Source organism: Sphingomonas sp. PR090111-T3T-6A, assembly GCF_000383095.1.
Classification (GTDB): Bacteria; Pseudomonadota; Alphaproteobacteria; order Sphingomonadales; family Sphingomonadaceae; genus Solisphingomonas.
The window spans coordinates 870,888-893,977 of sequence record NZ_AORL01000021.1; the positions used below are offsets into that span (position 1 = coordinate 870,888).

Below are 23,090 nucleotides of genomic sequence, written 5' to 3' on the forward strand. Positions count from 1 at the left end.
GGCCCAAGACGCACAGGAAAGACTATACCAAAAGAGAGGAGCCCCTAACCTTGAGGGAGAGCAGCGGAAGAAATTCGCGGGGTTTAGCCAGGAAACACCCGCCCTAGCAGGAGATCGAAATTACGACGCGCATTTCCGGACGAACAAGCGTTCCGTCTTCTTCGGTGTGCAGAAAATCCTTCCGCTCCTGCGCGACGGCGGCTCGATCCCGAGCAAACCCGGCATCCCGACCGATCATCTGCCGAACCTCGAAGTCGCGCTATCGGAGACGATCCCGGCCGGCCGCCTCGGCAGGGCGCAGGAATTGGCGCAGGCGGCGCTCTCCTCGCCGGACCGGACGGCAGCTCCGTCAACGGCATGACGCTCCGCGTGGACGGCGGGATCACGCTCACCTGATGCAGGATGGGATGGGAACGACCCTCAGGCGAACGGCCGATCGATGGCCGGCTGCGGCTGAGTGAACCAGCGGGGGCCGGCCTCGGTCATGTAGAAATGATCCTCCAGCCGCACGCCGAAGCGGTCGGGCACCACGATCATCGGTTCGTTGGAGAAGCACATCCCCGTGTCCAGCGGCGTCCGGTCGCCCCGCACCAGATAGGCAGGCTCATGGATCGACAGGCCGATGCCGTGGCCCGTCCGATGCGGGAGCCCCGGCAGGCGATAATCCGGCCCCAGCCCCGCCTTTGCCAGCACCACGCGGGCCGCATCGTCGACGCTTTCGCACGGCGCGCCGGGGACGGCCGCGGCGAAGGCGGCGGCCTGCGCTTCCTTCTCGACCTCCCAGATGGCGCGCGCCTCATCCGACGGTTTGCCGAAGGCATAGGTGCGCGTGATGTCGGAATGATAGCCCTCGACCGTGCAACCCGTATCGATGAGCACAAGATCGCCCTCCTCCAGCCACTGCTCGCCGGGAAGGCCGTGCGGGAACGCCGTGGCGCGGCCATATTGCACGATGCAGAAGCTGGAGCCCGACGCGCCCATCGCGCGATGGGCCTCGTCGATGAAGCGCTTCACCTCGGTGGTGGTGATGCCAGGCGCCATGATGCGCGCGGCGCGGCGATGCACCTCCAGCGTCATGTCCTTGGCCTGCTGCATCAGCGCGATCTCGGCGGGGGACTTGCGCATGCGGCAGCCGTCGATCGCGGGCGCGCCATCGACCAGTTCGACGCCCGGAGCGGCCCGGCGCAGTCGCTCGGCCATCTGGAAGGGCAGCGCCGGATCGATCGCCAGCCGCCGCACGCCCATCCCCGCCAGCGCATCGGCGACGAGCGCGTGCGGATTCTCGTCCTCCTGCCAGAGGCGGATGTCGACATCGATCAACAGATCCGCCTGTAACGACCCCAACTCGAAGTGCGGGCAGACCATCACCGGCTCGCCACGCACCGGCAACAACATCGCCACCAGCCGCTCGGTCGCGCCCCATGGCACGCCTGCGAAATAGCGCAGCGACGCACCCGCGTTGATGAGCAAGGCATCGGCACCCATCGTCTCGGTGAGACCACGCGCGCGCTCGATGCGATGGAGCCGCTCCGCGCGGGTGATCCCGGCGGCCGGGGTCGCCCACGGGCCGATGGCGGCGAGTTCGGCTGCGGCGGTGGAGCCTCCGATGGTCATGTCCGTCTTCCTCGTCCGGCGAAGCGTTCGAGGTCGAACGCGTCGATCTTCACAGGCGGCCTTTCGCCCATCGCGAGCGCGCCGACAATCTCGCCGGTGATAGGCGCAAGCGTAAGCCCCAGATGCTGATGCCCGAAGGCGTAGAGCAGATTGCCCGCCCGCGCACTGCGGCCGATCGCGGGGAGATAGTCGGGCAGCGTGGGCCGCGCGCCCATCCAGCGCTCGAACGGCCCCCGCATCGGCAGGCCCAGTTCGAGGACATGCCGTTCCAGCCGCGCCCATTTGGCGGGATCGGGGGCCGCGTCCGGCTCGCCCAGTTCGACGAAGCTCGCCGCCTGCACGCAATCGGCATAGCGCGTGACGATCATCGAGCGATCCTCGAACACCAGGGGCGGCAGGTGCGCCGGCCAGTCATGGCTTCGCGCACGGATATGATAGCCGCGTTCCGCGATGATCGGCGCCCTATGCCCCAGCGGCGCGATCAGCCCGCCGGATCGCACGCCCGCCGCGAGCACGACATGATCCGGCACCTCGGCGGCGCTACCCTCGATCGAGACGCCAGCCCGTCCGCCGACAAGCTCCAGGCGTGCCCGCCCCCGCACGATCTCGCCGCCGACAGCGCGGAAGGCCGTCTCCAGCGCCTCGGCGAGGCGGCTGAGATCGTCGATCTGCCCTGTATTCTCGAACCGGATCGCGCCGGCGGGGTCTGCCCCCAGCAGCGAGGCCAGTGTCCGCCGCTCTCCTTCATCGATATCGTGGAAGCGTGCGGTGCCGGTATCGGCATTTGCCCATGCGGCCCGCCCCTTCATGGCGGCAGCAGGGCTGCCCCAGAGCACATAATGCCCATCCTCGCGCAACAAGCCTCGCTCCGGCAGGCTCTCCGCGAAACGACGCCATGCCGGCATCGCCTCCGCGAGCAGCGCCGACAGCGCGGCCTTCCCCGTCTCGAACCGATGCGGCCTTGCGGCGCCCATCATGCGCCAGGCGAAGGGCGCCCACGCCCGCCACTGCCCCGGCGGCAGGGCCAGCGCGCCACCCCGCGAGAAGAGCCACCCCGGCGCCGAGCGGATCGCCGCGCGCGAGGCCAGCGGCTCGACCTGTTCGATCGCGACATGCCCGGCATTGCCCCATGAAGCCGCACGGCGATCCGGATCGGCCTCGACCAGCCTCGCCGCCAGTCCTCGACGCGCCAGCGCCAGTCCGCTCGCCAGCCCGACGACTCCGCCCCCGATGATGATCGCCGTTTTCTGCATGGCCCGCCTTGATGGACACTCGCCCCTATCGTATACGGTATATATGTTCAACCAACCCTGTGCACCGGTGAACGGTCCGGCGATCCGGCTGGAGGCCGATTTCCGATGAGCATCGTCGTTCGCACGCTGTCCGAACAGATCTTCAATATCGTCCGCGAACGGATCGTTTCCGGCAAGCTCCCGGTCGACCTGCCGATCCGTCAGGACGCGCTCGCCAGCGAACTGGGTGTCAGCAAGATACCGCTGCGCGAGGCGTTCGGCCGGCTGGAGCAGGAAGGCCTGCTGGTCAGCCAGGCCAATCGCGGTTTCTTCGTGCGCGCCATGTCGGCGGACGAGGCGGAGGAAATCTTCGCCCTGCGTCTCTCGATCGAACCTGACGCCGTCGCCGCCGCGTCACTCGCCGCCACCGAGGCGGACCAGAAGGCCGCGCGGGACGCTTTCGCCGCACTCGACGAGGCGGCGTCCTCGGGGCAGCTCGACGACGTCGCCACCCGCAATCGCGATTTCCATATGGCGCTGGTCCGCCCGAGCGGCCGGTTGCTCACCACCCAGCTCGTCGAGCGTCTTCAGGTGCTGTCGGAACGCTATGTCCACAAGCATCTCGAACCCGCCGGCCGCGAGGACCGGGCGCATCTGGAGCATGGGGTGCTACTGGAAGCCTGGGCCTCGCGCGATGCGGAACGCGCCAGGTCGCTCGCCGCCGAACATATCGGTGCGACCCTCGCAGACCTTCGCCGCCAGCTCGGCCGCTGATCCTTTCCTTATTCGGAGTCCCCGCATGATCCTCGCGCTCGCCCTCGCGCTTCAAGCCGCCACGCCGGCACCGGCCGCCTCTCCTGCTCCGATCGCTCCCGTAGCCGAGACCAAATGGCCGGCGAAGGAAGCGAACTATGTCGTGCGCGATTTCCACTTCCGCTCGGGCGAGACGATGGCGGAGGTCCGTCTCCACTACACGACGCTCGGGGAGCCGCATCGCAATGCGAAGGGTGAGATCGACAATGCGGTGATGGTGCTCCACGGCACTGGCGGCAGCGGCCACCAGTTTCTCGTGCCCCAGTTCGCCGACGAGCTGTACGGCCCCGGCCAGCCGCTCGACATCCGCAAATACTGGATCATCCTGCCGGACAATATCGGCCACGGGAAATCGTCGAAGCCGTCCGACGGGCTGCGGATGAAATTCCCGCATTACGACTATGGCGACATGGTGGAGTTGCAGCACCACCTGCTCGTCGACGGCCTCGGCATCGCACATGCCCGGCTGATCATGGGCACATCGATGGGCTGCATGCACGGCTTCGTCTGGGGCGAGACCTATCCGGATTATGCCCGCGCGCTGATGCCGCTCGCCTGCGAGCCGATCGAGCTGGCGGGGCTCAACCGCATGTGGCGGCAGATGATCGTCGACGGGATCGAGGCCGATCCAGCCTGGGCTGGCGGCAACTATACGCAGCAGCCACAGGAAGGGCTGAGGCTGGCGGAATCGATCCTCGTCATCGCCGGCGGGGCACCGCTCAACTTCCAGAAGCTCTATCCGAAGCGTGACGCCGCCGTCGCCTATGTCCGCGAGCGCATTGCCAAGGGGGTGGCCGGGCTCGACGCCAACGATCTGATCTATCAGGTCGATTCCTCGCGCACCTATGATCCCTGGCCGAAGCTGGAGACGATCAGGACGCCGATGACGTGGATCAACTCGGCCGACGACTTCATCAATCCGCGCAACTTCCCTTATCCTCAGGAGGCGCTGAAGCGGATGCCCAACACGCGCTTCCGCCTGATCCCCGAAACCACCGACACGCACGGCCACGGCACGCACACATGGGCAGTCAACTGGAAGGCCGATCTGGCGGACCTGCTCAAGCGCACGGAATAACCCTCAACGCGCCGAAGCGTGCGCCTCATAGCTGGAGACATGGTTCATCGCGATCACCCAGCGCCCTTTGATCTTGCGGAACAGGTGGGTGTTGATGCCCTCCTGCGGATGTTCGGGGCGTTCGAGATGATAATGGCCGACCAGCATGGCCGCGTCCGGCGCGAGGATATCCACCTTCATGTCGTAGAAATGGAGCATCCCCCGGCGCTCGGGCGCGCCGCCGTAATCGCGGACATAATGGTCGAGCGTGCCCTGCCAGTCCGCCTGCATCTTGCCGCCCGACACGAAGACGACGCCCGGATTGGCGAAGCCCGCCATATAGCCGGCGAAGTCGCCCCGGTTCCACGCCCGCTCCATGTCCGCCACGACATGGAGGATGGCCGCGCGCTCCACCTCGGCCGGGGGAGCGGGCGCGGCTGCGACCAGCAGCAATGCGGCCAGCGCCTTCATGCGGCCGCTACCGTTACCGGAGCCTCACGCCTCAGCACGCTGCGCGAGCGGCTGTAGGCGAAATAGGCCGTCAGCCCGATCAGGTTCCAGATCAGGAAGCGCACCAGCGTCTTCTCCGGCAGCGAGAAGAGCAAATAGAGGCAACCGAGCACTGCCAGCGTCCCCACCACATAAGGCTGCGGGCAGCGGAAGATGCGGGGCGCGTCCGGCGCACGGCGGCGCAGGATCATCATGCAGGCGCCCACCGCGATGAAGGCGATCAGCGTGCCGGCATTGGCCAGTTCCGCGATCTCGTCGAGGCGGAAGAAGCCGGCCACGCCCGCCACGAACAGGCCGGTCAGCCCCGTCACCAGCACGGGCGCCCCGCTGCGCTTCGACACGGCGGAGAGCCCGCGCGGCAACAGCCCGTCGCGCGCCATCACGAAGAAGATGCGGCTCTGCCCATACATCATGACGAGGATCACCGACGGCAGCGCCACCAGCGCCGCCCCCGCGATCGCCCAGGAGGCGAAGGGATGGCCCAGCGTCCGCAGCACCAGCGCCAGCGGCTCGGGCGAGTGGCCGAGCGTGGCGAAAGGCATCGCCCCGATCGCCGCCACCGCGACGAGGATGTAGATCAATGTGCAGAGCGCCATCGATCCGATGATCCCGATGGTGAGATCGCGCCCCGGATTGCGCGCCTCCTCCGCCGAGGTCGCCACCGCGTCGAAGCCGTAGAAGGCGAAGAACACGATCGCCGCCGCCGCCATCACCCCACGCGTGCTGCTGCCCTCGGCATGGCTCGCGAAGCCATAGGGCATGAAGGGATGGAGATGCTGCGGGTCGAAAGCCGGCAGCGACAGCGCCACGAAGGCGGCCAGCGCCGCCAGCTTGATGAGTACCAGAACGATGTTGAGTGTCGCGCTCTCGCGCGTGCCGGCCATCAGCATTCCGGCGATCGCAAGCGAGACGATCACCGCCGGCAGATTGACGATGCCGCCAGCGTGGGGGCCGTTCAGGATCAGCGCGGGCAGATGCAGCCCGGCGGATTCCAGCCAGCCGACCAGATAGCCCGACCAGCCGACCGCCACCGTCGAGCAGGCCAGCGAATATTCGAGGATCAGGCTCCACCCCACGATCCAGGCGAGCGTCTCCCCCATCACCGAATAGGTATAGGTATAGGCGCTGCCCGCCGCCGGGATCATCGTCGCCAGCTCGGCATAAGCGAGCGCCGCGCAGGCGCAGACCGCCCCCGCGATGGCGAAAGCGAGGATCACCGCCGGCCCGGCCCGCTCGGCGCCGACGCCTGTGAGCGTGTAGATGCCCGTCCCCACGATCGCGCCGACGCCCAGCGCGATCAGGTGCGGCCAGGAGAGCGTGGGCTTGAGGCGGTGGGCGGCATCGGGGGCCATGCTGCGTGCAATCGGCTTGATCGGCCCCAGAAGATGCATCCCCACCCCTCTCTTCTCTTATGTCAGACGACCGAGAACCCCGCCCAGAACGGGTCTTCCCGATCGATCCAGATCGTATTGAAACCGGTCGCGATCGCCGATCCCTCGATCGAGGGGATGATGCCCGGCACGCCGCCGATGTCCACTATCTCCTCCACTCGGCCGATGAAGCGGCTGCCGATGTAGGATTCATGCACGAAGCGGTCGCCGGGCTTCAGTGCGCCCTTGTGGACGAGATGCGCCAGCCGCGCGGACGTGCCGGTGCCGCACGGACTGCGATCGATCGCGCGCTCTCCGTAGAAGACGGCGTTGCGGCCGTCGGCGCCCTCGCCCTTCGGCTTGTCCGCCCACAGCACATGGCGGATGCCCCGGATGCGATCGTCGAGCGGATGGACCGGCTCATACGCCTCCTGCATCAGCGCGCGCACCGCGCGGCTCAGTTCGACGATGCGCGAGGCGCCGAGATCGTCGAGGCCCGTATAGGCCCCCTGAGGCTCGATGATCGCGTAGAAATTGCCGCCATAGGAAACGTCGACGCTCAGCGGGCCGAAGCCCGGCACGTCGATCGCCACGCCCGTTGCCGCCATAAAGGCCGGCACATTGCGGATGCGGACCCAGCGCACGCGATCGCCCTCGGCGCCATATTCGATGTCGATCAGCCCCGCCGGCACCTCGACGCGCAACCGGCCCGGCGTGCGCGGCGTGATGAGGCCATGCTCCAGCCCGAACGTCACCATGCCGATCGTGCCATGCCCGCACATGGGCAGACAGCCGGACGTCTCGATGAACAGGATGCCGCAATCCGCATCCTCCCGCGTCGGCGGATAGAGGAAGCCGCCCGACATCATGTCATGCCCGCGCGGCTCGAAGCAGAGGCCCGTGCGGACCCAGTCGAAGCGGGCGATGAAATCCTCGCGCCGCTCGATCATGCTGGCGCCCCGGAGCAGCGGGGCGCCCCCGGCCACGAGGCGGACGGGATTGCCCGCCGTGTGGCCGTCGATGCAGAAGAAGCTGTGCCGCATGGACGGGCTCAAGCCGCCTTCGCGGTCTGCTTGACCGGCCGCGTCGCCGCCGCCTGCTCGACCCAGCGGATCACGTCGGCGCGGCGCTGGCCCGAAAGCGGAAGGCGCGGCATTCGGACGCGCTCGCTGCCCCGTCCCATGATCTGCTCGGCGAGCTTGATCGACTGGACGAGGTCATGCTCGGCATCGAGGTGGAGCAGCGGCATGAACCAGCGATAGATGGCGCGCGCCTCCTCCCAATTGCCTTCCTCGAAGGCGGCGACGAGGCGGACGGATTCCACCGGAAAGGCGCTCGTCAGGCCTGAGACCCAACCGGACGCCCCCAGCATCAGCCCTTCGAGCGCGACGTCGTCGAGCCCGGCCATCACCTCGAAGCGATCGCCAAAGCGGTTGATGAGATCGGTGAAGCGGCGTGGATCGGGCGCGCTTTCCTTCACCGCGACGATGTTCCTGACGTCCGACAGGCCTTCCAGCGTCGCGAAGTCGATCTGCACGCGGTAGGCCGGTGGGTTGTTGTAGAGCATGATCGGCAGCGAGGTCGCCTCGGCCACCGCGCGGAAATGCGCCTGCAATTCCTCCACCGTCGGCACATAGACCATCGCCGGCAGCAGCATCAGCGCGTCGACGCCGATCTTCTCGGCATCGCGGGCATATTGGATGGCGCGATCGGTGGTGAACTCCGAAACGCCGGCCACCAGCGGCACCCGGCCCCCGATCGCCTCGACCGCGCCCTTGAGCACCGCACACTTCTCATCGGGCTCCAGCGAATTGTTCTCGCCGCAGGTGCCGAGCAGGATCAGGCCATCGACGCCATCGTCGACAAGGGCGGACTGCACCTTCTGCGTGGCGGCGTGATCGATCGAGAGGTCTTCCGCGAACTGGGTTGTCGCCGCGGGATAGACACCCTTCCAGAGCGCCTTGGGAAAGGTCATGGGCTAGTCCTCCTGTTCGCAATTTAGTATACGGTATTATATATCGATGCAAGCCTGCGCCCTCTGCGGACAACCCTACCCTTGAAATCGCCTGCCGGCGGGTCTAGCTGCGCACCCACAGCATCAAGAGTCGGGCCGACGCCTGACGCCAACCTGCTCCCGAGCAAGGTGGCGCTTCCAGTTCGCTGGAGGGATGTGGCCGAACCGGCAACAAACGGGTGAACGCCACACATTTGCGTCGTGCACGATCCGGGATGTCCCGTGAGCAAGTGAGGCGCAGATGACGAGCCAGGTTCAGCAATTCGCCAGCGACAATTATGCCGGGATCTGCCCGGAAGTGTGGGACGCGATGGCGCTCGCCAATCACGGCTCCGCGCCCGCTTATGGCGACGACCCGTGGACCCAGCGCGCCGCCGATGCCTTTCGCAGCCTGTTCGAGACGCCGTGCGAGGTGTTCTTCGCCTTCAATGGCACGGCGGCCAATTCGCTGGCGCTGGCGTCGCTCTGCCAGTCCTATCACAGCGTCATCTGCTCCTCCTCCGCGCATGTCGAGACGGACGAGTGCGGCGCACCGGAGTTCTTCTCCAACGGCTCCAAGCTGCTCGTCGCGCAGACGCCGGACGGCAAGCTCACGCCCGACGCGGTGCGTGCGCTCGCGACCAGCCGCTCCGACATCCACTTCCCCAAGCCGCGCGTGGTGACGGTCACCCAGCCGACCGAAACGGGGCAGGTCTACACGGTCGAGGAGTTGCAGGCGCTCTCCGCCATTTGTCGCGAGCTGGGGCTGAAACTGCACATGGATGGAGCGCGCTTCGCCCATGCCTGCGCGACGCTCGGCTGCTCGCCGGCGGACATCACCTGGCGCGCGGGCGTCGACGTGCTGTGCTTCGGCGGCACCAAGAACGGCATGGCGGTCGGCGAGGCGGTGATCTTCTTCGACACCGCGCTGGCGCTGGACTTCGATTATCGATGCAAGCAGGCCGGGCAGCTCGCGTCCAAGATGCGCTTCCTCTCCGCGCCGTGGGTCGGCCTGCTGGAGACGGGCGCATGGCTGCGCAACGCTGAGCACGCCAACGCCTGCGCACGCCTGCTGGCCGGGCGCATCGCGGGCCTGCCCGATGCGACGCTGATGTTCCCGGTCGAGGCCAACGCCGTCTTCCTCCAGCTTCCGGCGGAAGCGATGGAGGCGCTGCGGACACGAGGCTGGCGCTTCTATACCTTCATTGGCGGCGGCGCCCGTTTCATGTTCGCGTGGGATACCGAGTTGGCGCGGGTGGAGGCGCTCGCCGCGGACATCCGCGAGGCGCTTGGACGTCCGGCTCTGGACGCGGCCGCGTAGAGGATGTGTCCGTGCCGGGCATCCCAATGTCGGTCATCGGGGCAGGAATACGCCCCCGCCCTTGAAGCATGTCGCATTGCGATATAGGTCGCGACAACTTTCCCTTGAGGCTATCATGATCGCGCATCGCCATTCCGACATCGACCGACGCCCGCTGGCCGACCATAGCGTCGACGCCCGCATGCTGCTGCTGGCGGCGATGGCGGTGGTCGTCGGCATCGGCGGCGCGATCGGTGCGTGGGTGCTGCTCAAGCTCATCGCGGTCGCCACCAACATCTTCTGGTTCGGGCGGCTGTCCGACGCCCCGGCGCTGATCACCGACAGCCCGGTCGGTGCCGCCGTGCTGATCCTGCCGCTCATCGGCAGCATCATCATCGGCCTGATGGCGCGCTATGGATCGGAGAAGATCCGCGGGCATGGCATTCCCGAGGCGATCGAGACGATCCTGTTCGGGGAAAGCCGCCTGTCCCTGAAGGTGGCCTTGCTCAAGCCGCTCTCGGCGGCCGTGTCGATCGGCAGCGGCGGCCCCTTCGGCGCCGAAGGCCCGATCATCATGACCGGCGGCGCAATCGGTTCGCTCTTCGCCCAATGCTTTCGGCTGAGCGCCGCCGAACGCAAGACGTTGCTCGTCGCGGGCGCCGCCGCCGGCATGACCGCGATCTTCGGCACGCCGCTCGCCGCGATCCTGCTCGCCATCGAAGTGCTGCTGTTCGAATGGAAGCCGCGCAGCTTCGTGCCGGTGCTGGTGGCGGTGCTGGTCTCCTTCGCCTGCCGGCCGCTGATGATCGGCTCCGGCCCGATGTTCGCGACCGCTGCCGCCCAGCCGGCCGGACTCTGGGTGCTCGCCGCCGCTGCCGTGATCGGTCTCGTTGTCGGGCTCGAAGCTGCCCTGCTATCGACCGCGCTCTACCGGATCGAGGATGGTTTCCATCGCCTGCCCATCCACTGGATGTGGTGGCCCGCCATCGGCGCGGTGGTGGTCGGCATCGGCGGCTTCGTCGACCGGCATGTGCTGGGCTCGGGCTATGCCAGCATCCAGGCGCTGCTCGACGGCAGCTTGCCGATCCGCGTGATCCTCGCCCTGCTGTTCGTGAAGGCGATCGTCTGGCTGGTGTCGCTGGGTTCGGGCACCTCGGGGGGCATCCTTGCCCCCCTGCTGATCCTCGGCGGCGCGACCGGATGCCTGCTCGGCCAGTTCGTTCCGGGCGATATCGGCTTCTGGGCGATGATCGGCATGGCCGGCATCATGAGCGGCGCGATGCGGGCGCCGATGACGGGCGCGCTGTTCGCGGCCGAGCTGACCGGCCACTTCGCCAGCCTGCCGGCAACGATCGCAGCGGCGGGCGCGGCCTATGCGGTCAGCGTGCTGCTGATGCGGCGATCGATCCTGACCGAGAAGATCGCGCGCCGCGGCCGCCACATCCTCCAGGAATATACCGTCGACCCGCTCGAATTCCTCCAGGCCGGGCATCTGATGACGCCGGAGCCGGAAACGCTCCAGGGCGATCTGTCCATCGCGAACACCGTGTCCTTCTTCGCCAACCAGGCCCGGCACCGCAGCTATCCGGTGGTGGATTCCGGGGGGCGCCTGCTGGGCCTCGTCTCGCGGACCGACGCGCTGCGCTGGCAGGTGGATGGCGCGGAAGGGGCGGCCACGCTCGCCGATACCGTCTCCGACAAGTCGCAGCCGGCGGCGACACCGGAAACGCCCTGTAGCCAGATCGCCGACATGATCATCGAAACCGGCATCGGCCGCGTGCCGATCATCGATCCGGAGACGCGTCGCGTGGTCGGCATCCTGTCGCGTCAGGATCTCCTCAAGGCCCGCAGTGCGCATCGCCGCGCGGAGACCGATCGCACCCGCTTCACCCCTTCGCCCGAAAGATAATGATGGGAATTTCAGTCGCCTTGCGATATATTTGAGGGGAAGATGATGCCGGCTCCATGCCGGCACCGGGATGGAGGATGCTCACACTTCTCCTCAACGGCGTGATCGAGGTGATCGGCGGCCTGATCGTCGCGGCACTGGTGACGCTCGGCGTCTGGAATCTCTTCAAGCTGGTGCGATGGCCGGAGCTGGGTCCCTGGCTGCTGATCGGGCTTCTCCTCGCCATACCGGAAACGAGGCGGGATCATTTCGTCCAGACGGTTCTGCTGTTCATGGCGTTCGCTGCCGTCGTGCTCATCGGCGAAGGCCACGAGTGGCGCGAGCGGAACCGGGTTCATCGCCCCGTGAGAAAGCAGGCGGAACCGGATAAGTCCGGAAGGCGCCTCTCGGCATGATCGAAGGCACAGCGCCGGGCTGTGGTCAGAGCTGCTCGATCAGTTGGGTGAGCAATGGGCGTATCCGGCGCAACTCCTCCCAATGGACTCGGCTAAGCGAGGCCAGCAAAGCCTTTCCTTCCGGCGTCAGCTCGATGCTGACCCGGCGACGATCCTCGATCCCGTCCCGCCGCCGCACCAGCCCGAGCCGGACCAGACGATCGACATGCTCGCTCGTGCTGTTGGGCTTGAGCAGCAGATGATCGGCGAGCTGGCCCACCAGCATGGCCCCGCCCGACGCCCGGATCGCCAGCAGGGCCTGATGCTGCTGCGGCGTGATGCCGGAACCCGCCGCCGCCTGCTCGCTGAAATGCAGGAAGCGGCGAAGCTGATGGCGGATGCTCGCCAGGGCCTCGTAATGCTCGTCGCTCAGATCGTTCATGGCCTCTCCTTAGGCTGCCGTCGCCGGTCCTTCCACCCGGTCTCAGGCGCGGGACGCGGTGTCGCCCCAACCGGCTTCGCGCTAGGATAGGGACCGGAGGGATGGTGCCTGCACGAGAAGAGATGGAGGAACGCATGGAGCCGGAATTTTCCTCGCCGGTCTGCTTCGCGGCACAGGCCGACGGCGTCTACATGGGCTATGCGGGGCGTGACGAATTGGTCTGCATCATCCCGTCCCTGATCGACACCGAACATGCACTGGCTGTCCTTGCGAGCGGAAGCGCCCAGCCGATGCTCGACACGATCCGGACGGACGCAGAGCATGGATGCGCCATGCTGGCGGATGCGCTCCAGCGACTGGGAGGAGCAGGGCACGTCCCCCTGCCGGACATCGCATCGAACGAGCCGGCCGAGCCGTGGCGCGAGCTTCACCATAGGCTGGGCACGATCCTCGCCCTGCTTCATGCGCTTATTCCGCGCATCCGGGACGAGCGCTTCCGGGATCAGCTCGCCGGGCTGCGCGATCGCCACGTCAGGAGCAAGGGCGCTCTGGACCAACGGATCGGTCCGTCTGCCTAGCGGCTACCCACGGCCTCCGGCGTCTGCCAACCACCGCCGAGCGCCAGGAACAGCGTGATCTGGTTGCTGTTGATCTCCGCCTGCGCCGTTGCCACCGCCTGCGCGGCCGCCACTTCCGAACGCTGGGCATCGAAGGCGACGAGGCCCCCGACCTTTCCGCCGCGCCAGAGCGTGCGGGTCTTGTCGGCCACCCGAGCCGCTTCTTCCTGAGCGATTTCGAGCCGTTGCAAACGATCCAGCGAAGCCGTGTAGGTGTTGAGCGCGCTCTCGGTCTCGCGCAGCGCCGTGAGGACGGTGCCATCGAAGGATGCGAGATTGGCGCGGCTCTGCGCTTCCGCCGCCGCGATCCGGTCGCGGACGGCGCTGCGATGCAGGTCCCAACTGATCATCGGGCCGATGCCGAACCGGTTGGTGAGCGGCGACAGGAAGTCTGCCCCCGCGCCCGTCGAGCCGAGCGTCGCGCCCAGCTTGATATCTGGGTAGAGCGCCGCCGTCGCGACGCCGATCCGCGCCGTGGAGGCCGCGAGGCGGCGCTCCGCAGCGCGAACGTCGGGCCGACGTTTCAGAAGGGCCTGACCGTCCCCCGTCGGAAGTGGAGCGCGGAGCTTCAGCGGGTCATGACAGGCCAGCAGGCCGCGATCATAGTCTGCCGGCGGCTTGCCCAGAAGGGTGGTGAGGCGGAAAGCCGCGTTCTGCTGGCGTGCCGTCAGAGGCGCGATCTGCGCCCGGTTCGCCTCGATGGTGGTCTGCTGCCGATCCTGCTCGAACTGCGGCGAACGGCCATGCGCGATCAGGGTTCGGGTGAGAGCGAGGCTCTGCTCCTGCACCCCGATCAACTGGCGCAGGACATCGAGCTGATGGCCGCTGTTGCAGATGTCGGCATAAGCGCGTGCCGTCTCCGCGGCGACATTGACGCGCGCCAGATCGCGCGCGGCGGCGACCGCCTCATGATCGGCGGAGGCCGCTTCGATGCCGCGGCGGATGCCGCCGAACAGATCGAGGTCGTAGCTGACCGAAAGGCCCAGATTGTAGATCGGCCTCTCCGGCGGCTGCACATGTTGCATCACCGATTCAGCCGACTGCTGGACATAGCTGGTCTCGACATCCGCAGTGCCGCCCACCTCGCGACCCGTCCGGGTCTCGGCAAGGAGAGCGCCGCTGCGTTCGAGATTGGCCTCGGCAACGCGCAGGTCCGTATTGTTGGCGAGCGCCTCGCTCACGAGCTGGTCCAGGCGGGGATCGTCGAACAGCTTCCACCACTGATCCGGGAGGGGCTCGGTGCTCGTCTCCGGGCCGCCGGACAGGAAGGCCCCCTGCGCGGACGGCGCGTTGACCACGGCCTTCTCCGGCAGCTTGTAGTTCGGGCCGACAGCCGCGCAGCCGGCCAGGCCGGTGGTCACGAGCAGGAGAGCGAGCCGGCGCATCACCATGGCAGGCTCCGCTGGATCGTCACGTCGCCCGGCTTGCTGTGGATCTCGACGGTGGCCGTCTGCCCCGGAACGAGCTGGACGCCGGGCGGCACATGATCGATCAGGATGCGCACCGGCACGCGCTGCGCGAGCCGGACCCAGGTGAAGGACGGATTGACGTTGGCGAGCTGGGCCACCCCGCCCGTCCGCTCCCGGTCCTCGACGCCGCCGGCGATGCTCTCGACATGGCCGCGTATCTCATTGGCGACGCCCATCAGATAGATGCTGGCCGGATCGCCGACATGCACGGCGGGGAGCTTCGTCTCCTCGAAATAGCCTTCCACCCGGAGCGAGCGATCATAGACGAGCGCGAACGCCGCCTTGCCGGCGGTGAGATACAGGCCCGGTTGCAGATCCATATTGGTCACGGTGCCGTCCACCGGTGCGCGGATGACGGTGCGATCCAGATTGAGCTGCGTCAGATCGCGGGCCGCGATCGCCTGCGCGATCGACGCCCTGAGCTGATCGACCTTCGCGGAACCCTGCTCGGTCACCTCCTGGGCGACGACATCGGGCATCGAGCGATTGCGGCGGTCTTCCCGCACCGCCTCGGCCAGCGCAGCCTTGAGGTTCATGATGTTCGCGCGCGCCTGCTCCAGAGCGAGCCTGTAGCGGGGCTGGTCGATGATGAGCATCACCTGGCCCTTCCGGACGACCTGATTGTCATGGACGAGCACGTCGGTGACCAGCCCGTTCACGTCCGCGGCCACGGGCACCACATCGGCGCGCACCTTGCCGTCGCGGGTGATCGGCTCGACCTGATAGCGTATCCACAGGGCGTAGATCACGGCCAGGATCACCGCGATCAACGCGAGCGTGAAGATGGTCCGGATGAGGTTATGCAGTCGGAACATTCAGGAGATCAGCCCATGCGGGAGATAGCCGTCCGCGAGGAGGCCTAGCCCCCACCAGAACAGCAGGAAAAGCGCGAGGTCGAGCAGAGCCGGGTGCCACAGGACACGATGCAGCGGTATCCGCGCGAGCAACGGCCGGATCATGAAGGTGAGAATAGCCGCGAGCACCGCCCAGAGGAGCGGCGACGGCATGTAGATGCCGAAGATGCGCACTTCCTCGATCATGCGACCGGCGCCGCATAAGGGGCCGCCTGCGGGAACAGGTTGCAGCGCATGCCGACCAGCGCCAGCAAGGCGGGGGATTGAAGGCCCGAGCGCTTTTTCGTGCCCTGCATGATGGCCTGATCGATGGCGGTGAGCAGGGTCGTCTCGGCGGGAACCGGCTCGCCCGCCCGCAGCCGCTTGCGGAACAGATGCGCCACCTCGTCAAACACCGATTGCACGGCGCTTTGCGCCGAAGCGCGCGCATTCTCGCTGCCCTTCCGGATCTGGATGAGGTTCCGGCCGATCCTGAGATCGCTGAGCCCGTCGGCCGCATGGAGGGCATCGCCCGGATCGGCGTCGGCCATGCGGGCCGCGATCTGGCCCAGCCGATCCAGCGCGCGCGCCGTCCAGATTTCCGGCGCGAGCGGAGCACGGGCATCGGCGAGGCCCTGCAGGTCGATCCAGTTGTTCCGGATGATGCGGTGCGCGGTCCAGCGGACATTCGCCGATCGGAACAGCCGGGTGACGGCCAGCGTGGTCACGATCCCGCCCACCTGCGCGAGCCCGGTGTTGAGGAAGGCAGCGAAATCGGCCTGAAAGCGATCGAGAAAGCCCATGGCCACGATGAAGCAGGAGAACATCGGCAAAGCGCGGGCCGAGCGGGCGGGATCGGCCTGGATATAGCCCATCCAGAGCAGGGCCGGCGCGAGCGTCACGATCAGCATGATCGCCCCGTCGACCCGAGGCAGGATGACGAAGAGATAGAGCGCCGCCAGCGGAAATGTCTTGAGCGTCGCCCACAGATAGCGGCCGATCACGGGCGCCGGATCGTCCTGCGCGGCGAAGGAGCATGTGATGAGCGCCGCGAAGGCCGCCGTCGCCGATCCGTTGGGCCAGGCCAGCAAGATCCAGAAGGCGCAATAGAGCATGAGCGCGGTCGCGGTGGCCGCGCCGGCAAGGGCGGCGAGGCCATGATCGCGAGCCAGCGGAAAGCGGGAGGGATCGCGCTCCTCCATCCCGATCGCCTGGTCGGCCTCGACGTCGGCATCGGTCCGGTCGAGGCGCCGGACGAGCACGCGGGCGGTGTGGAAGGTTTCCATGCAGGTCGCGATGCGATCGCAGAGGTTGGCGGCCAGCAGGGAGACCCAGTCGCCCCGGCGCGCACGCTCCTCCTCCAGCGTGCGACAACGCGCGATCAGAGCGGCGTCGATCTCGTCGGACGTATCGATCGGGCCGTTCAGCCAATCGATCAGGGCATCGACGAGAGCGGCCAGCTCGGCGTCGACGGCATCGAGCGAGCGGAGATTGTCCAGCCGGTTGGCGGAACCCGACGCCACCGGCAGCACATCGGCGAGCGCCGCCTGCAATTGCAGGACGGTGCGACGCGTCGCCAGCGCATAGCGCTGATCGAACGGCAGGTTGATCGCGATCATCCCCAGCTCGACGACGTCGGACGCAAGCCTGCGGCGATGCTGATATTCGAGCGCGGTATGGTGCGTTCCCAGCGCCTCGGCCGTCCAGCGCGAGGCGTCGCTCAGGAAGGAGCGGGCACGCTCGCGGATGATCGGCCGCACGCTCCACGGTTGCAGCAGCATATGGACGATCGTCACGCACAGGATGGCGACGGTCATCTCCTCGACCCGCGAGACCGTGGTCGTGAAGATGTTGGCCGGATCGTCCAGATAAGGGAAGCTGATGACCGCCGAACTGAACGCCGCCATCTGGAAGAGGAAGGCGCGCGGCGTCCGGTCCAGCACGGCGAGGTAGATGCAGAACCCCGTCCAGATCGCCATGCAGAACACCAGCAGGATCGGCGAGTTCTGCATATTGGGGACGATCGCGATGGTCACCGCGGCGCCCGTCACGATGCCGGCGATCCGATAGAGGGCCTTGGGGCGAAAGGCGCCCGACATCGGCTGGGCGGTGACATAGACGGTCAGCAAGGCCCACCAGGGGCGCGGAAGGCTAGCCGTGAAGGCGATCAATAATGTCAGCGACGCCGCAATGAAGCTGCTCAGGGAAAACAGGATTTTCCTGGGACTGACGGCAAGAAAAGGGGAAGCGGCAAGAGGCGCAATCCGAGCAGAAACCACGTTCAATCACCCAGACCTGAGGCGGCATGTCAAAACCGAACACCCGCTTCTCGACTCCGCCTGAATCTGAGCCGTCAGCGCCCTCCCTCTGACGCGGCTCTCTTGGCAAGAAGCCTCCGGCGTTTCAAACGCAATATTTTCTTCCGATAGAGCAGAAATTTTGCTGGATGCAGATCGCCGTCCCGTTGTGTTGCGAACTTGATCGCGCAACTGGGATCGTCACCATCAGCATTATTGAAAGGCGTCCGGTGCCGGCCGGTACTGCGAGCCTTCCGAGGCCTCGCGAAAAGTGCTGGTGGGCCCGGCAGGACTCGAACCCGCAACCTAGCCGTTATGAGCGGCCAGCTCTAACCATTGAGCTACAGGCCCCGCCAGCGCCGCCGCGATAGCGCGACCGCTCAGTGCGTGGCAAGTCGCAGTCCGACATCGCGTGCGCGCCAGGCTTCCTCGATCAGCTCGTCGGCGCCGATCGGCCGCACGCCCTCGCGCGCCAGCAGGTCGAGCACGCCATCCCACCAGGCGTAAAAACGGCGCAGATCCTCGGCATCGCGCACATAAGGCGTATGCCCCGGCTCGACCGACGGCGAGTGGAAGGAGATGGAAAGCAGCCGGATATCGTCCGCCAGCAACTGGCGGATCGCCCGCAGCGCATCGGGAAGCGGCGTCCCCTCCGGGGTCAGCGCGATCCGCTCCAGCGCACCGGTGCGCGCCAGCACGCCGCGCATCCGCTCGACCCGGCCCGCCGCCGCATAGAGCTGCGGCCCCATCCGCCGGGCATAGCCGGTGAAGACCGTGGTCAGCGGCAATTCCATGAGCAGGCGCGCAGGGCCGGCCCAGCTCGCCTCGGCGGTGCGGTGCGAGAAATCGGGGCCGCCCTCGTCCGAATAATCGAACAGCGCGCGCACCGAGACGTCGAGGCGATATCCCGCCTCCTCCAGCAGCCGCGCACTATTGGCGCCAACGCCATAGCGGCCCGCCCGATAGATGGTCGGCCGCCGCCCGAAGGCCTCGGTGATGCGTTCCGTCAGGGCCGCCAGCTTCGCGCGCTCCAGCGCCTCGGGCAGATTGCCGACGAAGCTGTTGGTCGTGGTCAGCGCCTCGTCGAAGGGCGGATTGACCCAGGGATGGAGCTGCGAACCGATCGCGCACTCGCCGGCCTCCAGCAGGGGGCGCAGCACGTTCACCGCCTTGTGCGAGGTCGCAACGGGATAATCGACCAGATAGGTCGGCCGGATGCCGAAGCCCGCCAGACGCCGATGCGCCTCGGGCAGCGCCGCCACCGCGCGCGTGGCCGTTGCGTCACGGCTGCGGGGAGCGGTCCAGTCGAACTCCTCCTCGGTATCGACGAAGACGAGGAAGCGGCGGCCGAGCGTGCCGGGCAGCCGGACCTGATCCTCCCGAGCCGGGGGGCGATCGATCCGTCCCTGCCCGGCCCCCGGCATCACCGCTCGGCCCCCGGCTCGGCGCCGGCGGCCCGCCCTTCGGAGGCAGGCAGGCTCAGGACGAAGCGATCCGGCTCGATCCGCAGGCCGCCGCCTGCCGCGCTCGCAAGCCGCCGCACGAGGTGCAGCGAGAAGCCCAGCCCGAGGAGCGGCGCATCCGGCCAGTCCCCCTCCGGGCCATAGGCCGTGTCGAAGAGCGCGGCATCGTCCTGCCCGTCAAGCCGCGCCGGGCGGCGTACGGCCACATCCAGCATCATGGGCGACGCACCGCCCGACAAGGTGACGCGGATCGTCTCGCCCTCTTCCGCCAGCGCGGCGGACGCGCCGATCAGGCGGCCGATCATCCGACGCAGCGCGGCGGGATCGCCGACCACCGGCGGCAGGTCCGGCGTCACCGCGCATTCCAGCGCGCCGCCGCGCCGCGCCGCGCTCTTCGCATGGTTGTCGCAGATGAGCGCCAGCATCGTGCCCAGATCGATCTCGACGCGCTGGAGATCGAGCCGCCGCGTCTCCAGCCGCGCCGCAACGTCCAGATCGTCGACCGCCGCGAGAAGCTGCCCCGCCTGCTCGGCGATGTTCTGCGCGCGGTCGCGATAGGAGGTCGAGACCGGCCCGCGCATCTGGCGGCGGATCATCTCCGCGAAGCCGCCGATGGCGTTGAGCGGCGTGCGCAGTTCATGGACAAGCTGGCGCAGCGAATCCGGCTCCAGCCCGCCGCCGTAAAGGCCGGGCGCATCGGGTTCCGGCTCGGCGCGCTCATCCTCGCGCGGCCGGCGTGCCGTGCCGCGATAGCCGAGAAAGCGGCCATCCGAAGGGCCGAACACCGGCACTCCCGCGATCCTCCACTCCCCGGCCACCCCGGAGCGGCCCGCGATCATCAGGCGGGCGTCCCGGAACGGCGCGCGGCGGCGGAAAGCCCCCGGCGCCTGCGCATCGACACCATAAATGCCGGCGGCCGGCGTGGCGATCGTCTCGCCGACCAGCGGGCCGCGCGGTGCGCCGTCGACCCAGCAGATCACGCCATCCGTTCCGGTCTCGAAGCGGAAGGAGGCGATCTGCTCGGGTTCCGGCTCGGGAGGTTGCCCCTCGCGCCCTTTTCGGAAGCGGGCGATGCGCGTGATGATCGCGCGGATTTGCCCCTCGCCCACGCCATGCTCGACAGCGGCCGGGGGCGGCAGCGGATCGCTCGCTGCGCTCTTCACCGGTTCGGGCGCGCCGGCCTCCTGCATCGGAGCGGGGACGGCACCGCCGCCCAGCGCGAGGTCGGTCGCGCCGAAGCTCCACAGCGCCGCCTCCACCTGCGGGCCGAGATCGCGCCGATGCCGCAGGAAGCCCCGTCCGGTCGGCGTGAGGCGCGGCAGGATCTCCAACCAGCCCGCCTCGTCCAGCCGCACATGCGGCAGGATCGCGCCCGCCACCGCCGGCACGTCCGCCGCAAGGAAGGCCGCGAGCACGGGCCGGATCGAGCGCCCGGCGAAGGCGCGCGCCGTCTCACACCGAATCGCGATCGGCACGTCAGGGCGAAGCGCCTGAAGACGCAGAAAAGCCTCGCGGCTAAGCGTCGGGTCCGCGCCCGGCCGGCGCTGTGCCAGAAGATCGATCAGCTGGCGCCACAGCGCGACCCGTTCCGCCGGTCTCTCGGCCGGCCGGGCAAGCACCGTCGCTAGCATGTCGTCGAACCGCACCCACTCCTCCACGCCGCCGGCGAGCGGGTATCCCTGCCGGATGAAAGGTTGACTATCTGTTCCCATGGGCCTGCGCAAAGCGACTTTTCTGCGTTCGTTGCATAGTGGGACAATTGCCTAACGCCGCAATTTTCTTATAGAGAGACGCCATAACCGAGAAAGGATGATTTGTGGTTGCCTCGCCGTTGTTGCTCGATTCGATAGATCGCACCATTCTCGCGGAGTTGCAGGAAGACGGTCGCATCACCAATGTCGAACTGGCCCGGCGCGCCGGCCTGACGGCTCCCCCCTGCCTGCGCCGCGTGCGCGCGCTGGAGGAAGGCGGCGTCATCAACGGCTATCACGCCCGGCTGAACCCCGCGGCGCTCGGCTATGGCATCACCGTCTTCGCGCTCGTCAGCCTGCGCAGCCAGGCGGAGGAAGACCTGCTCGGCTTCGAATCGCACATCGCGACGCTGCCCGAGGTCCGCGAGTGCCACATGCTGAACGGCGAGATCGACTTCATCCTGAAGATCGTCGCCCATGATCTTCAGTCCTTCCAGAGCTTCCTTACCTCGAAGCTCACCACTGCGCCGCATGTCGCCAGCGTGAAGACCTCGCTGACGATCCGCACCGCGAAGGACCAGCCGGGCGTGCCGGTCGATCAGATCGAGGAATAAGCCTCCGACGTTGCCGGCGCCCGTCCGCTGAGGGATCGGGCGCCGGCTCGTTCACGTCAGCGAGCCGCCGTCGCCGGCGCGGCCGGAGCCGAGCCCTTGGCGGCATAGATCGCCCAATACTGGGCGAGCGTCTGGTTGGTGCCCGTCACCTTGCCGAGCGCATCGGCCGCTTCCTGCTTCTGGCCGGAATGGGCCAGAGCCTCGCCGAGGTGCAGGTTCGCGACATTGGCGTCCACGCCGCCCTTCTGGATCGCGACCTTGTAGAGGTCCGCCGCCTGCGGATACTGGCCGTAGCCGAGATAGGCGTCGCCGATGAGCAGCGCCTGCTTGCCGTCGGCGGCCGCGCGCGCCTTCTTGTCGAGAGCCGGAAGCTCGGCCTTGTCGGCCGCGATCTTCGGCGCGGCGACGGCCTTGATCTCGGCCAGCGCCTTGCTGGTCGCGACGCTCTTGTTCTCGACCATGTTGGACGAGGTGCCCTCGTCGATCACGGCCTTGGCCTCGCCCGGATAGCCCTTGTTGAGCGCCATGTTGGCATATTCGTAATAGTCCCGCTCGCCGGCCAGCGCGTTGGTGGCGCGCATCAGGCGCAGCGTGTCGAGATCGGCCTGCGGATCGAGGCGGTTGGTGTCGCGGAAGGTCTGGAGCGCGACGCGCCAGATGTCCGCACGCGGATAGGCGTCGGCGAGCTGCAGGCCATACTTGGCGGTCTGCGCCGGCATCTTCGCGTCATAGGAGATGGCGAGCGCGCGACGATACCAATCCTCGTCGACCGGGCCGCCAGCGGCCTTCTTCGCCTGGATCGCCTGATCGACATACGGCAGCGCCGCGCTGTTCTGGCCCTCGCGCGACTTCACGGCCGCGAGCGAGATCAGGATCTCCGGATCGTTCGGCTTCTGCTGGTTGAGCTGGGTGAAGGCCGCGTCGGCATCGGCGAACTTGCCGTTGTTGAACGCGTTCTGCGCCTTGGCGGTCAGCAGCTGGGTCTGAAGCTCCGGCGGGGCCTTGCCGCTCGCGAGCATGGCGTCGACGGCCGAGGCCGCGCCGGCCTGATCGTTCGACTTGATCGCGATCTGATAGGCCATGCCGGCGACCGCATATTTGTCGTCGTCGGTGGAAGCGGCGGCCTGCGCGGCCGGGAGGCCCGCCTTGGCGGTCGCGATGTCGCCGGCGGCAAGCGCCTTCTGGACCGCCGGGGCGGCCTGGCGGAAGGCCGTGCTGTAGTTGGCCTTGCCCGCTTCGGCCTTCTCTTCCTTCTTCGCAGCCGCCGGGGTCACGGCCACCGCGCCAAGCGCGAGAGCCAGCGCCAGGGCTGTCGTCGATGCGAATTTCATGGTGGAATCTCTCCTTTGTCGGCACCGTGAAGGTGCGCCGCCAGCGGTGGTGCTACCCCCAGCCCTGCCGCCATTCAAGCATGGGAACCAGAAGCAATGCTGCGGACCTGCGGCTGAACACCCATTGAATGCGACCGGTTGCATCCGGCGAAGCAATGTTG

The 23,090-nt window shown here is 67.7% G+C and carries 23 protein-coding genes, 1 tRNA gene and 1 riboswitch; of the genes, 9 read left to right on the forward strand and 15 right to left on the reverse strand.

Annotation, left to right across the window (positions count from 1 at the left end):
- Positions 1-166: 166 nt before the first annotated feature.
- Positions 167-361, forward strand: coding sequence for a hypothetical protein (locus ST3T6A_RS21870; protein WP_019833604.1), 195 nt, complete (start codon positions 167-169; stop codon positions 359-361).
- A gap of 59 nt (positions 362-420) precedes the next feature.
- On the opposite strand, the gene ST3T6A_RS0114195 is transcribed toward ST3T6A_RS21870, so the two are convergent.
- Both ST3T6A_RS0114195 and ST3T6A_RS0114200 read right to left on the reverse strand, forming a co-directional pair.
- Positions 421-1,614 (reverse strand): M24 family metallopeptidase, encoded by a 1,194-nt coding sequence (locus tag ST3T6A_RS0114195; RefSeq protein ID WP_019833605.1) that lies wholly within the window; start codon positions 1,612-1,614, stop codon positions 421-423.
- Positions 1,611-2,867 carry an NAD(P)/FAD-dependent oxidoreductase gene (locus ST3T6A_RS0114200; protein ID WP_019833606.1) on the reverse strand — a complete coding sequence of 419 codons (1,257 nt, stop codon included), beginning with the start codon at positions 2,865-2,867 and terminating at the stop codon, positions 1,611-1,613. Before ST3T6A_RS0114200 ends, ST3T6A_RS0114195 begins: the two co-directional genes overlap by 4 nt.
- Positions 2,868-2,972: 105 nt before the next feature.
- On the opposite strand from ST3T6A_RS0114200, the gene ST3T6A_RS0114205 reads away from it, so the two are divergent.
- Positions 2,973-3,620, forward strand: coding sequence for a GntR family transcriptional regulator (locus ST3T6A_RS0114205; RefSeq protein WP_019833607.1), 648 nt, complete (start codon positions 2,973-2,975; stop codon positions 3,618-3,620).
- A gap of 25 nt (positions 3,621-3,645) precedes the next feature.
- Complete coding sequence (locus ST3T6A_RS0114210) at positions 3,646-4,737, forward strand: alpha/beta fold hydrolase (RefSeq protein WP_019833608.1); 1,092 nt, start codon at positions 3,646-3,648, stop codon at positions 4,735-4,737.
- Between the two features lie 3 nt (positions 4,738-4,740).
- On the opposite strand, the gene ST3T6A_RS0114215 is transcribed toward ST3T6A_RS0114210, so the two are convergent.
- The 4 genes from ST3T6A_RS0114215 to ST3T6A_RS0114230 are packed head-to-tail and all read right to left on the reverse strand — an operon-like array spanning position 4,741 to position 8,571.
- Positions 4,741-5,187 (reverse strand): YybH family protein, encoded by a 447-nt coding sequence (locus ST3T6A_RS0114215; protein ID WP_019833609.1) that lies wholly within the window; start codon positions 5,185-5,187, stop codon positions 4,741-4,743.
- On the reverse strand, positions 5,184-6,617 hold the full coding sequence (locus ST3T6A_RS0114220) for an amino acid permease (protein WP_019833610.1): 1,434 nt from the start codon (positions 6,615-6,617) through the stop codon (positions 5,184-5,186). The genes ST3T6A_RS0114215 and ST3T6A_RS0114220 overlap by 4 nt, the downstream gene beginning before the upstream one ends.
- A 23-nt stretch (positions 6,618-6,640) precedes the next feature.
- Positions 6,641-7,639: a 4-hydroxyproline epimerase gene (locus ST3T6A_RS0114225; protein WP_019833611.1), complete on the reverse strand. Its 999-nt coding sequence runs from the start codon at positions 7,637-7,639 to the stop codon at positions 6,641-6,643.
- 8 nt (positions 7,640-7,647) lie between these two features.
- A complete protein-coding gene (locus tag ST3T6A_RS0114230) occupies positions 7,648-8,571 on the reverse strand; it encodes a dihydrodipicolinate synthase family protein (RefSeq protein WP_019833612.1) in 924 nt (307 codons plus the stop codon).
- A 115-nt stretch (positions 8,572-8,686) separates the two neighbouring features.
- Positions 8,687-8,796, forward strand: a riboswitch (SAM-I-IV-variant riboswitch).
- A 55-nt stretch (positions 8,797-8,851) separates the two neighbouring features.
- Here ST3T6A_RS0114230 and ST3T6A_RS0114235 point away from each other — a divergent pair.
- The 3 genes from ST3T6A_RS0114235 (at position 8,852) to ST3T6A_RS0114245 (ending at position 12,193) form a co-directional block, all read left to right on the forward strand.
- Positions 8,852-9,910 (forward strand): threonine aldolase family protein, encoded by a 1,059-nt coding sequence (locus tag ST3T6A_RS0114235; protein ID WP_019833613.1) that lies wholly within the window; start codon positions 8,852-8,854, stop codon positions 9,908-9,910.
- A 115-nt stretch (positions 9,911-10,025) separates the two neighbouring features.
- Positions 10,026-11,798, forward strand: coding sequence for a chloride channel protein (locus tag ST3T6A_RS0114240; RefSeq protein ID WP_019833614.1), 1,773 nt, complete (start codon positions 10,026-10,028; stop codon positions 11,796-11,798).
- 77 nt (positions 11,799-11,875) lie between these two features.
- Positions 11,876-12,193, forward strand: a complete 318-nt coding sequence (locus ST3T6A_RS0114245; protein WP_019833615.1) for a hypothetical protein — start codon at positions 11,876-11,878, stop codon at positions 12,191-12,193.
- Between the two features lie 25 nt (positions 12,194-12,218).
- Here ST3T6A_RS0114245 and ST3T6A_RS0114250 read toward each other — a convergent pair whose 3' ends face one another.
- A complete protein-coding gene (locus ST3T6A_RS0114250) occupies positions 12,219-12,614 on the reverse strand; it encodes a MarR family winged helix-turn-helix transcriptional regulator (RefSeq protein ID WP_019833616.1) in 396 nt (131 codons plus the stop codon).
- Between the two features lie 101 nt (positions 12,615-12,715).
- On the opposite strand from ST3T6A_RS0114250, the gene ST3T6A_RS20910 reads away from it, so the two are divergent.
- Complete coding sequence (locus ST3T6A_RS20910) at positions 12,716-13,192, forward strand: hypothetical protein (RefSeq protein WP_157602869.1); 477 nt, start codon at positions 12,716-12,718, stop codon at positions 13,190-13,192.
- On the opposite strand, the gene ST3T6A_RS0114260 is transcribed toward ST3T6A_RS20910, so the two are convergent.
- Genes ST3T6A_RS0114260 through ST3T6A_RS0114275 form a run of 4 tightly spaced genes read right to left on the reverse strand, consistent with a single transcriptional unit; the run spans position 13,189 to position 17,713 of the window.
- Entirely contained in the window at positions 13,189-14,622 is a 1,434-nt protein-coding gene (locus tag ST3T6A_RS0114260; protein WP_019833618.1) for an efflux transporter outer membrane subunit, read from the reverse strand. The genes ST3T6A_RS20910 and ST3T6A_RS0114260 overlap by 4 nt on opposite strands.
- Positions 14,616-15,515 carry an efflux RND transporter periplasmic adaptor subunit gene (locus tag ST3T6A_RS0114265; protein ID WP_019833619.1) on the reverse strand — a complete coding sequence of 300 codons (900 nt, stop codon included), beginning with the start codon at positions 15,513-15,515 and terminating at the stop codon, positions 14,616-14,618. The genes ST3T6A_RS0114260 and ST3T6A_RS0114265 overlap by 7 nt, the downstream gene beginning before the upstream one ends.
- Complete coding sequence (locus ST3T6A_RS0114270; protein WP_019833620.1) at positions 15,516-15,740, reverse strand: DUF1656 domain-containing protein; 225 nt, start codon at positions 15,738-15,740, stop codon at positions 15,516-15,518.
- Positions 15,737-17,713 carry an FUSC family protein gene (locus ST3T6A_RS0114275; RefSeq protein ID WP_443024279.1) on the reverse strand — a complete coding sequence of 659 codons (1,977 nt, stop codon included), beginning with the start codon at positions 17,711-17,713 and terminating at the stop codon, positions 15,737-15,739. Before ST3T6A_RS0114275 ends, ST3T6A_RS0114270 begins: the two co-directional genes overlap by 4 nt.
- On the opposite strand from ST3T6A_RS0114275, the gene ST3T6A_RS22050 reads away from it, so the two are divergent.
- Positions 17,691-17,876 carry a hypothetical protein gene (locus ST3T6A_RS22050; protein ID WP_235785824.1) on the forward strand — a complete coding sequence of 62 codons (186 nt, stop codon included), beginning with the start codon at positions 17,691-17,693 and terminating at the stop codon, positions 17,874-17,876. The genes ST3T6A_RS0114275 and ST3T6A_RS22050 overlap by 23 nt on opposite strands.
- A gap of 229 nt (positions 17,877-18,105) precedes the next feature.
- On the opposite strand, the gene ST3T6A_RS0114280 is transcribed toward ST3T6A_RS22050, so the two are convergent.
- The 3 genes from ST3T6A_RS0114280 to ST3T6A_RS0114290 all read right to left on the reverse strand — a co-directional run bounded on the left by ST3T6A_RS0114280 (position 18,106) and on the right by ST3T6A_RS0114290 (position 21,005).
- A tRNA-Ile gene (locus ST3T6A_RS0114280) sits at positions 18,106-18,181 on the reverse strand.
- A gap of 29 nt (positions 18,182-18,210) precedes the next feature.
- A complete protein-coding gene (locus tag ST3T6A_RS0114285; RefSeq protein ID WP_019833622.1) occupies positions 18,211-19,254 on the reverse strand; it encodes a polysaccharide deacetylase family protein in 1,044 nt (347 codons plus the stop codon).
- A complete protein-coding gene (locus tag ST3T6A_RS0114290; RefSeq protein ID WP_235785803.1) occupies positions 19,254-21,005 on the reverse strand; it encodes a sensor histidine kinase in 1,752 nt (583 codons plus the stop codon). The genes ST3T6A_RS0114285 and ST3T6A_RS0114290 overlap by 1 nt, the downstream gene beginning before the upstream one ends.
- A gap of 104 nt (positions 21,006-21,109) precedes the next feature.
- Here ST3T6A_RS0114290 and ST3T6A_RS0114295 point away from each other — a divergent pair, with 104 nt between their 5' ends.
- On the forward strand, positions 21,110-21,598 hold the full coding sequence (locus tag ST3T6A_RS0114295) for an Lrp/AsnC family transcriptional regulator (RefSeq protein ID WP_026359735.1): 489 nt from the start codon (positions 21,110-21,112) through the stop codon (positions 21,596-21,598).
- Positions 21,599-21,654: 56 nt separating this feature from the next.
- On the opposite strand, the gene ST3T6A_RS0114300 is transcribed toward ST3T6A_RS0114295, so the two are convergent.
- Entirely contained in the window at positions 21,655-22,929 is a 1,275-nt protein-coding gene (locus tag ST3T6A_RS0114300) for a hypothetical protein (RefSeq protein WP_019833625.1), read from the reverse strand.
- Positions 22,930-23,090: the final 161 nt, after the last annotated feature.

Bases quoted from the DNA above. Each gene is read 5' to 3' on its own strand.
- ST3T6A_RS0114195 (WP_019833605.1), bottom strand. From the start codon at position 1,614: ATGACCATCGGAGGCTCCACCGCCGCAGCCGAACTCGCCGCCATCGGC.
- ST3T6A_RS0114240 (WP_019833614.1), top strand. From the start codon at position 10,026: ATGATCGCGCATCGCCATTCCGACATCGACCGACGCCCGCTGGCCGAC.
- ST3T6A_RS0114220 (WP_019833610.1), bottom strand. From the start codon at position 6,617: ATGCATCTTCTGGGGCCGATCAAGCCGATTGCACGCAGCATGGCCCCC.
- ST3T6A_RS0114210 (WP_019833608.1), top strand. From the start codon at position 3,646: ATGATCCTCGCGCTCGCCCTCGCGCTTCAAGCCGCCACGCCGGCACCG.
- ST3T6A_RS0114265 (WP_019833619.1), bottom strand. From the start codon at position 15,515: ATGTTCCGACTGCATAACCTCATCCGGACCATCTTCACGCTCGCGTTG.
- ST3T6A_RS0114250 (WP_019833616.1), bottom strand. From the start codon at position 12,614: ATGAACGATCTGAGCGACGAGCATTACGAGGCCCTGGCGAGCATCCGC.
- ST3T6A_RS0114245 (WP_019833615.1), top strand. From the start codon at position 11,876: ATGCTCACACTTCTCCTCAACGGCGTGATCGAGGTGATCGGCGGCCTG.
- ST3T6A_RS0114200 (WP_019833606.1), bottom strand. From the start codon at position 2,867: ATGCAGAAAACGGCGATCATCATCGGGGGCGGAGTCGTCGGGCTGGCG.
- ST3T6A_RS0114215 (WP_019833609.1), bottom strand. From the start codon at position 5,187: ATGAAGGCGCTGGCCGCATTGCTGCTGGTCGCAGCCGCGCCCGCTCCC.
- ST3T6A_RS0114205 (WP_019833607.1), top strand. From the start codon at position 2,973: ATGAGCATCGTCGTTCGCACGCTGTCCGAACAGATCTTCAATATCGTC.
- ST3T6A_RS0114270 (WP_019833620.1), bottom strand. From the start codon at position 15,740: ATGATCGAGGAAGTGCGCATCTTCGGCATCTACATGCCGTCGCCGCTC.
- ST3T6A_RS0114300 (WP_019833625.1), bottom strand. From the start codon at position 22,929: ATGAAATTCGCATCGACGACAGCCCTGGCGCTGGCTCTCGCGCTTGGC.
- ST3T6A_RS0114230 (WP_019833612.1), bottom strand. From the start codon at position 8,571: ATGACCTTTCCCAAGGCGCTCTGGAAGGGTGTCTATCCCGCGGCGACA.
- ST3T6A_RS0114235 (WP_019833613.1), top strand. From the start codon at position 8,852: ATGACGAGCCAGGTTCAGCAATTCGCCAGCGACAATTATGCCGGGATC.
- ST3T6A_RS0114290 (WP_235785803.1), bottom strand. From the start codon at position 21,005: ATGGGAACAGATAGTCAACCTTTCATCCGGCAGGGATACCCGCTCGCC.
- ST3T6A_RS0114225 (WP_019833611.1), bottom strand. From the start codon at position 7,639: ATGCGGCACAGCTTCTTCTGCATCGACGGCCACACGGCGGGCAATCCC.
- ST3T6A_RS20910 (WP_157602869.1), top strand. From the start codon at position 12,716: ATGGTGCCTGCACGAGAAGAGATGGAGGAACGCATGGAGCCGGAATTT.
- ST3T6A_RS0114260 (WP_019833618.1), bottom strand. From the start codon at position 14,622: ATGGTGATGCGCCGGCTCGCTCTCCTGCTCGTGACCACCGGCCTGGCC.
- ST3T6A_RS0114285 (WP_019833622.1), bottom strand. From the start codon at position 19,254: ATGCCGGGGGCCGGGCAGGGACGGATCGATCGCCCCCCGGCTCGGGAG.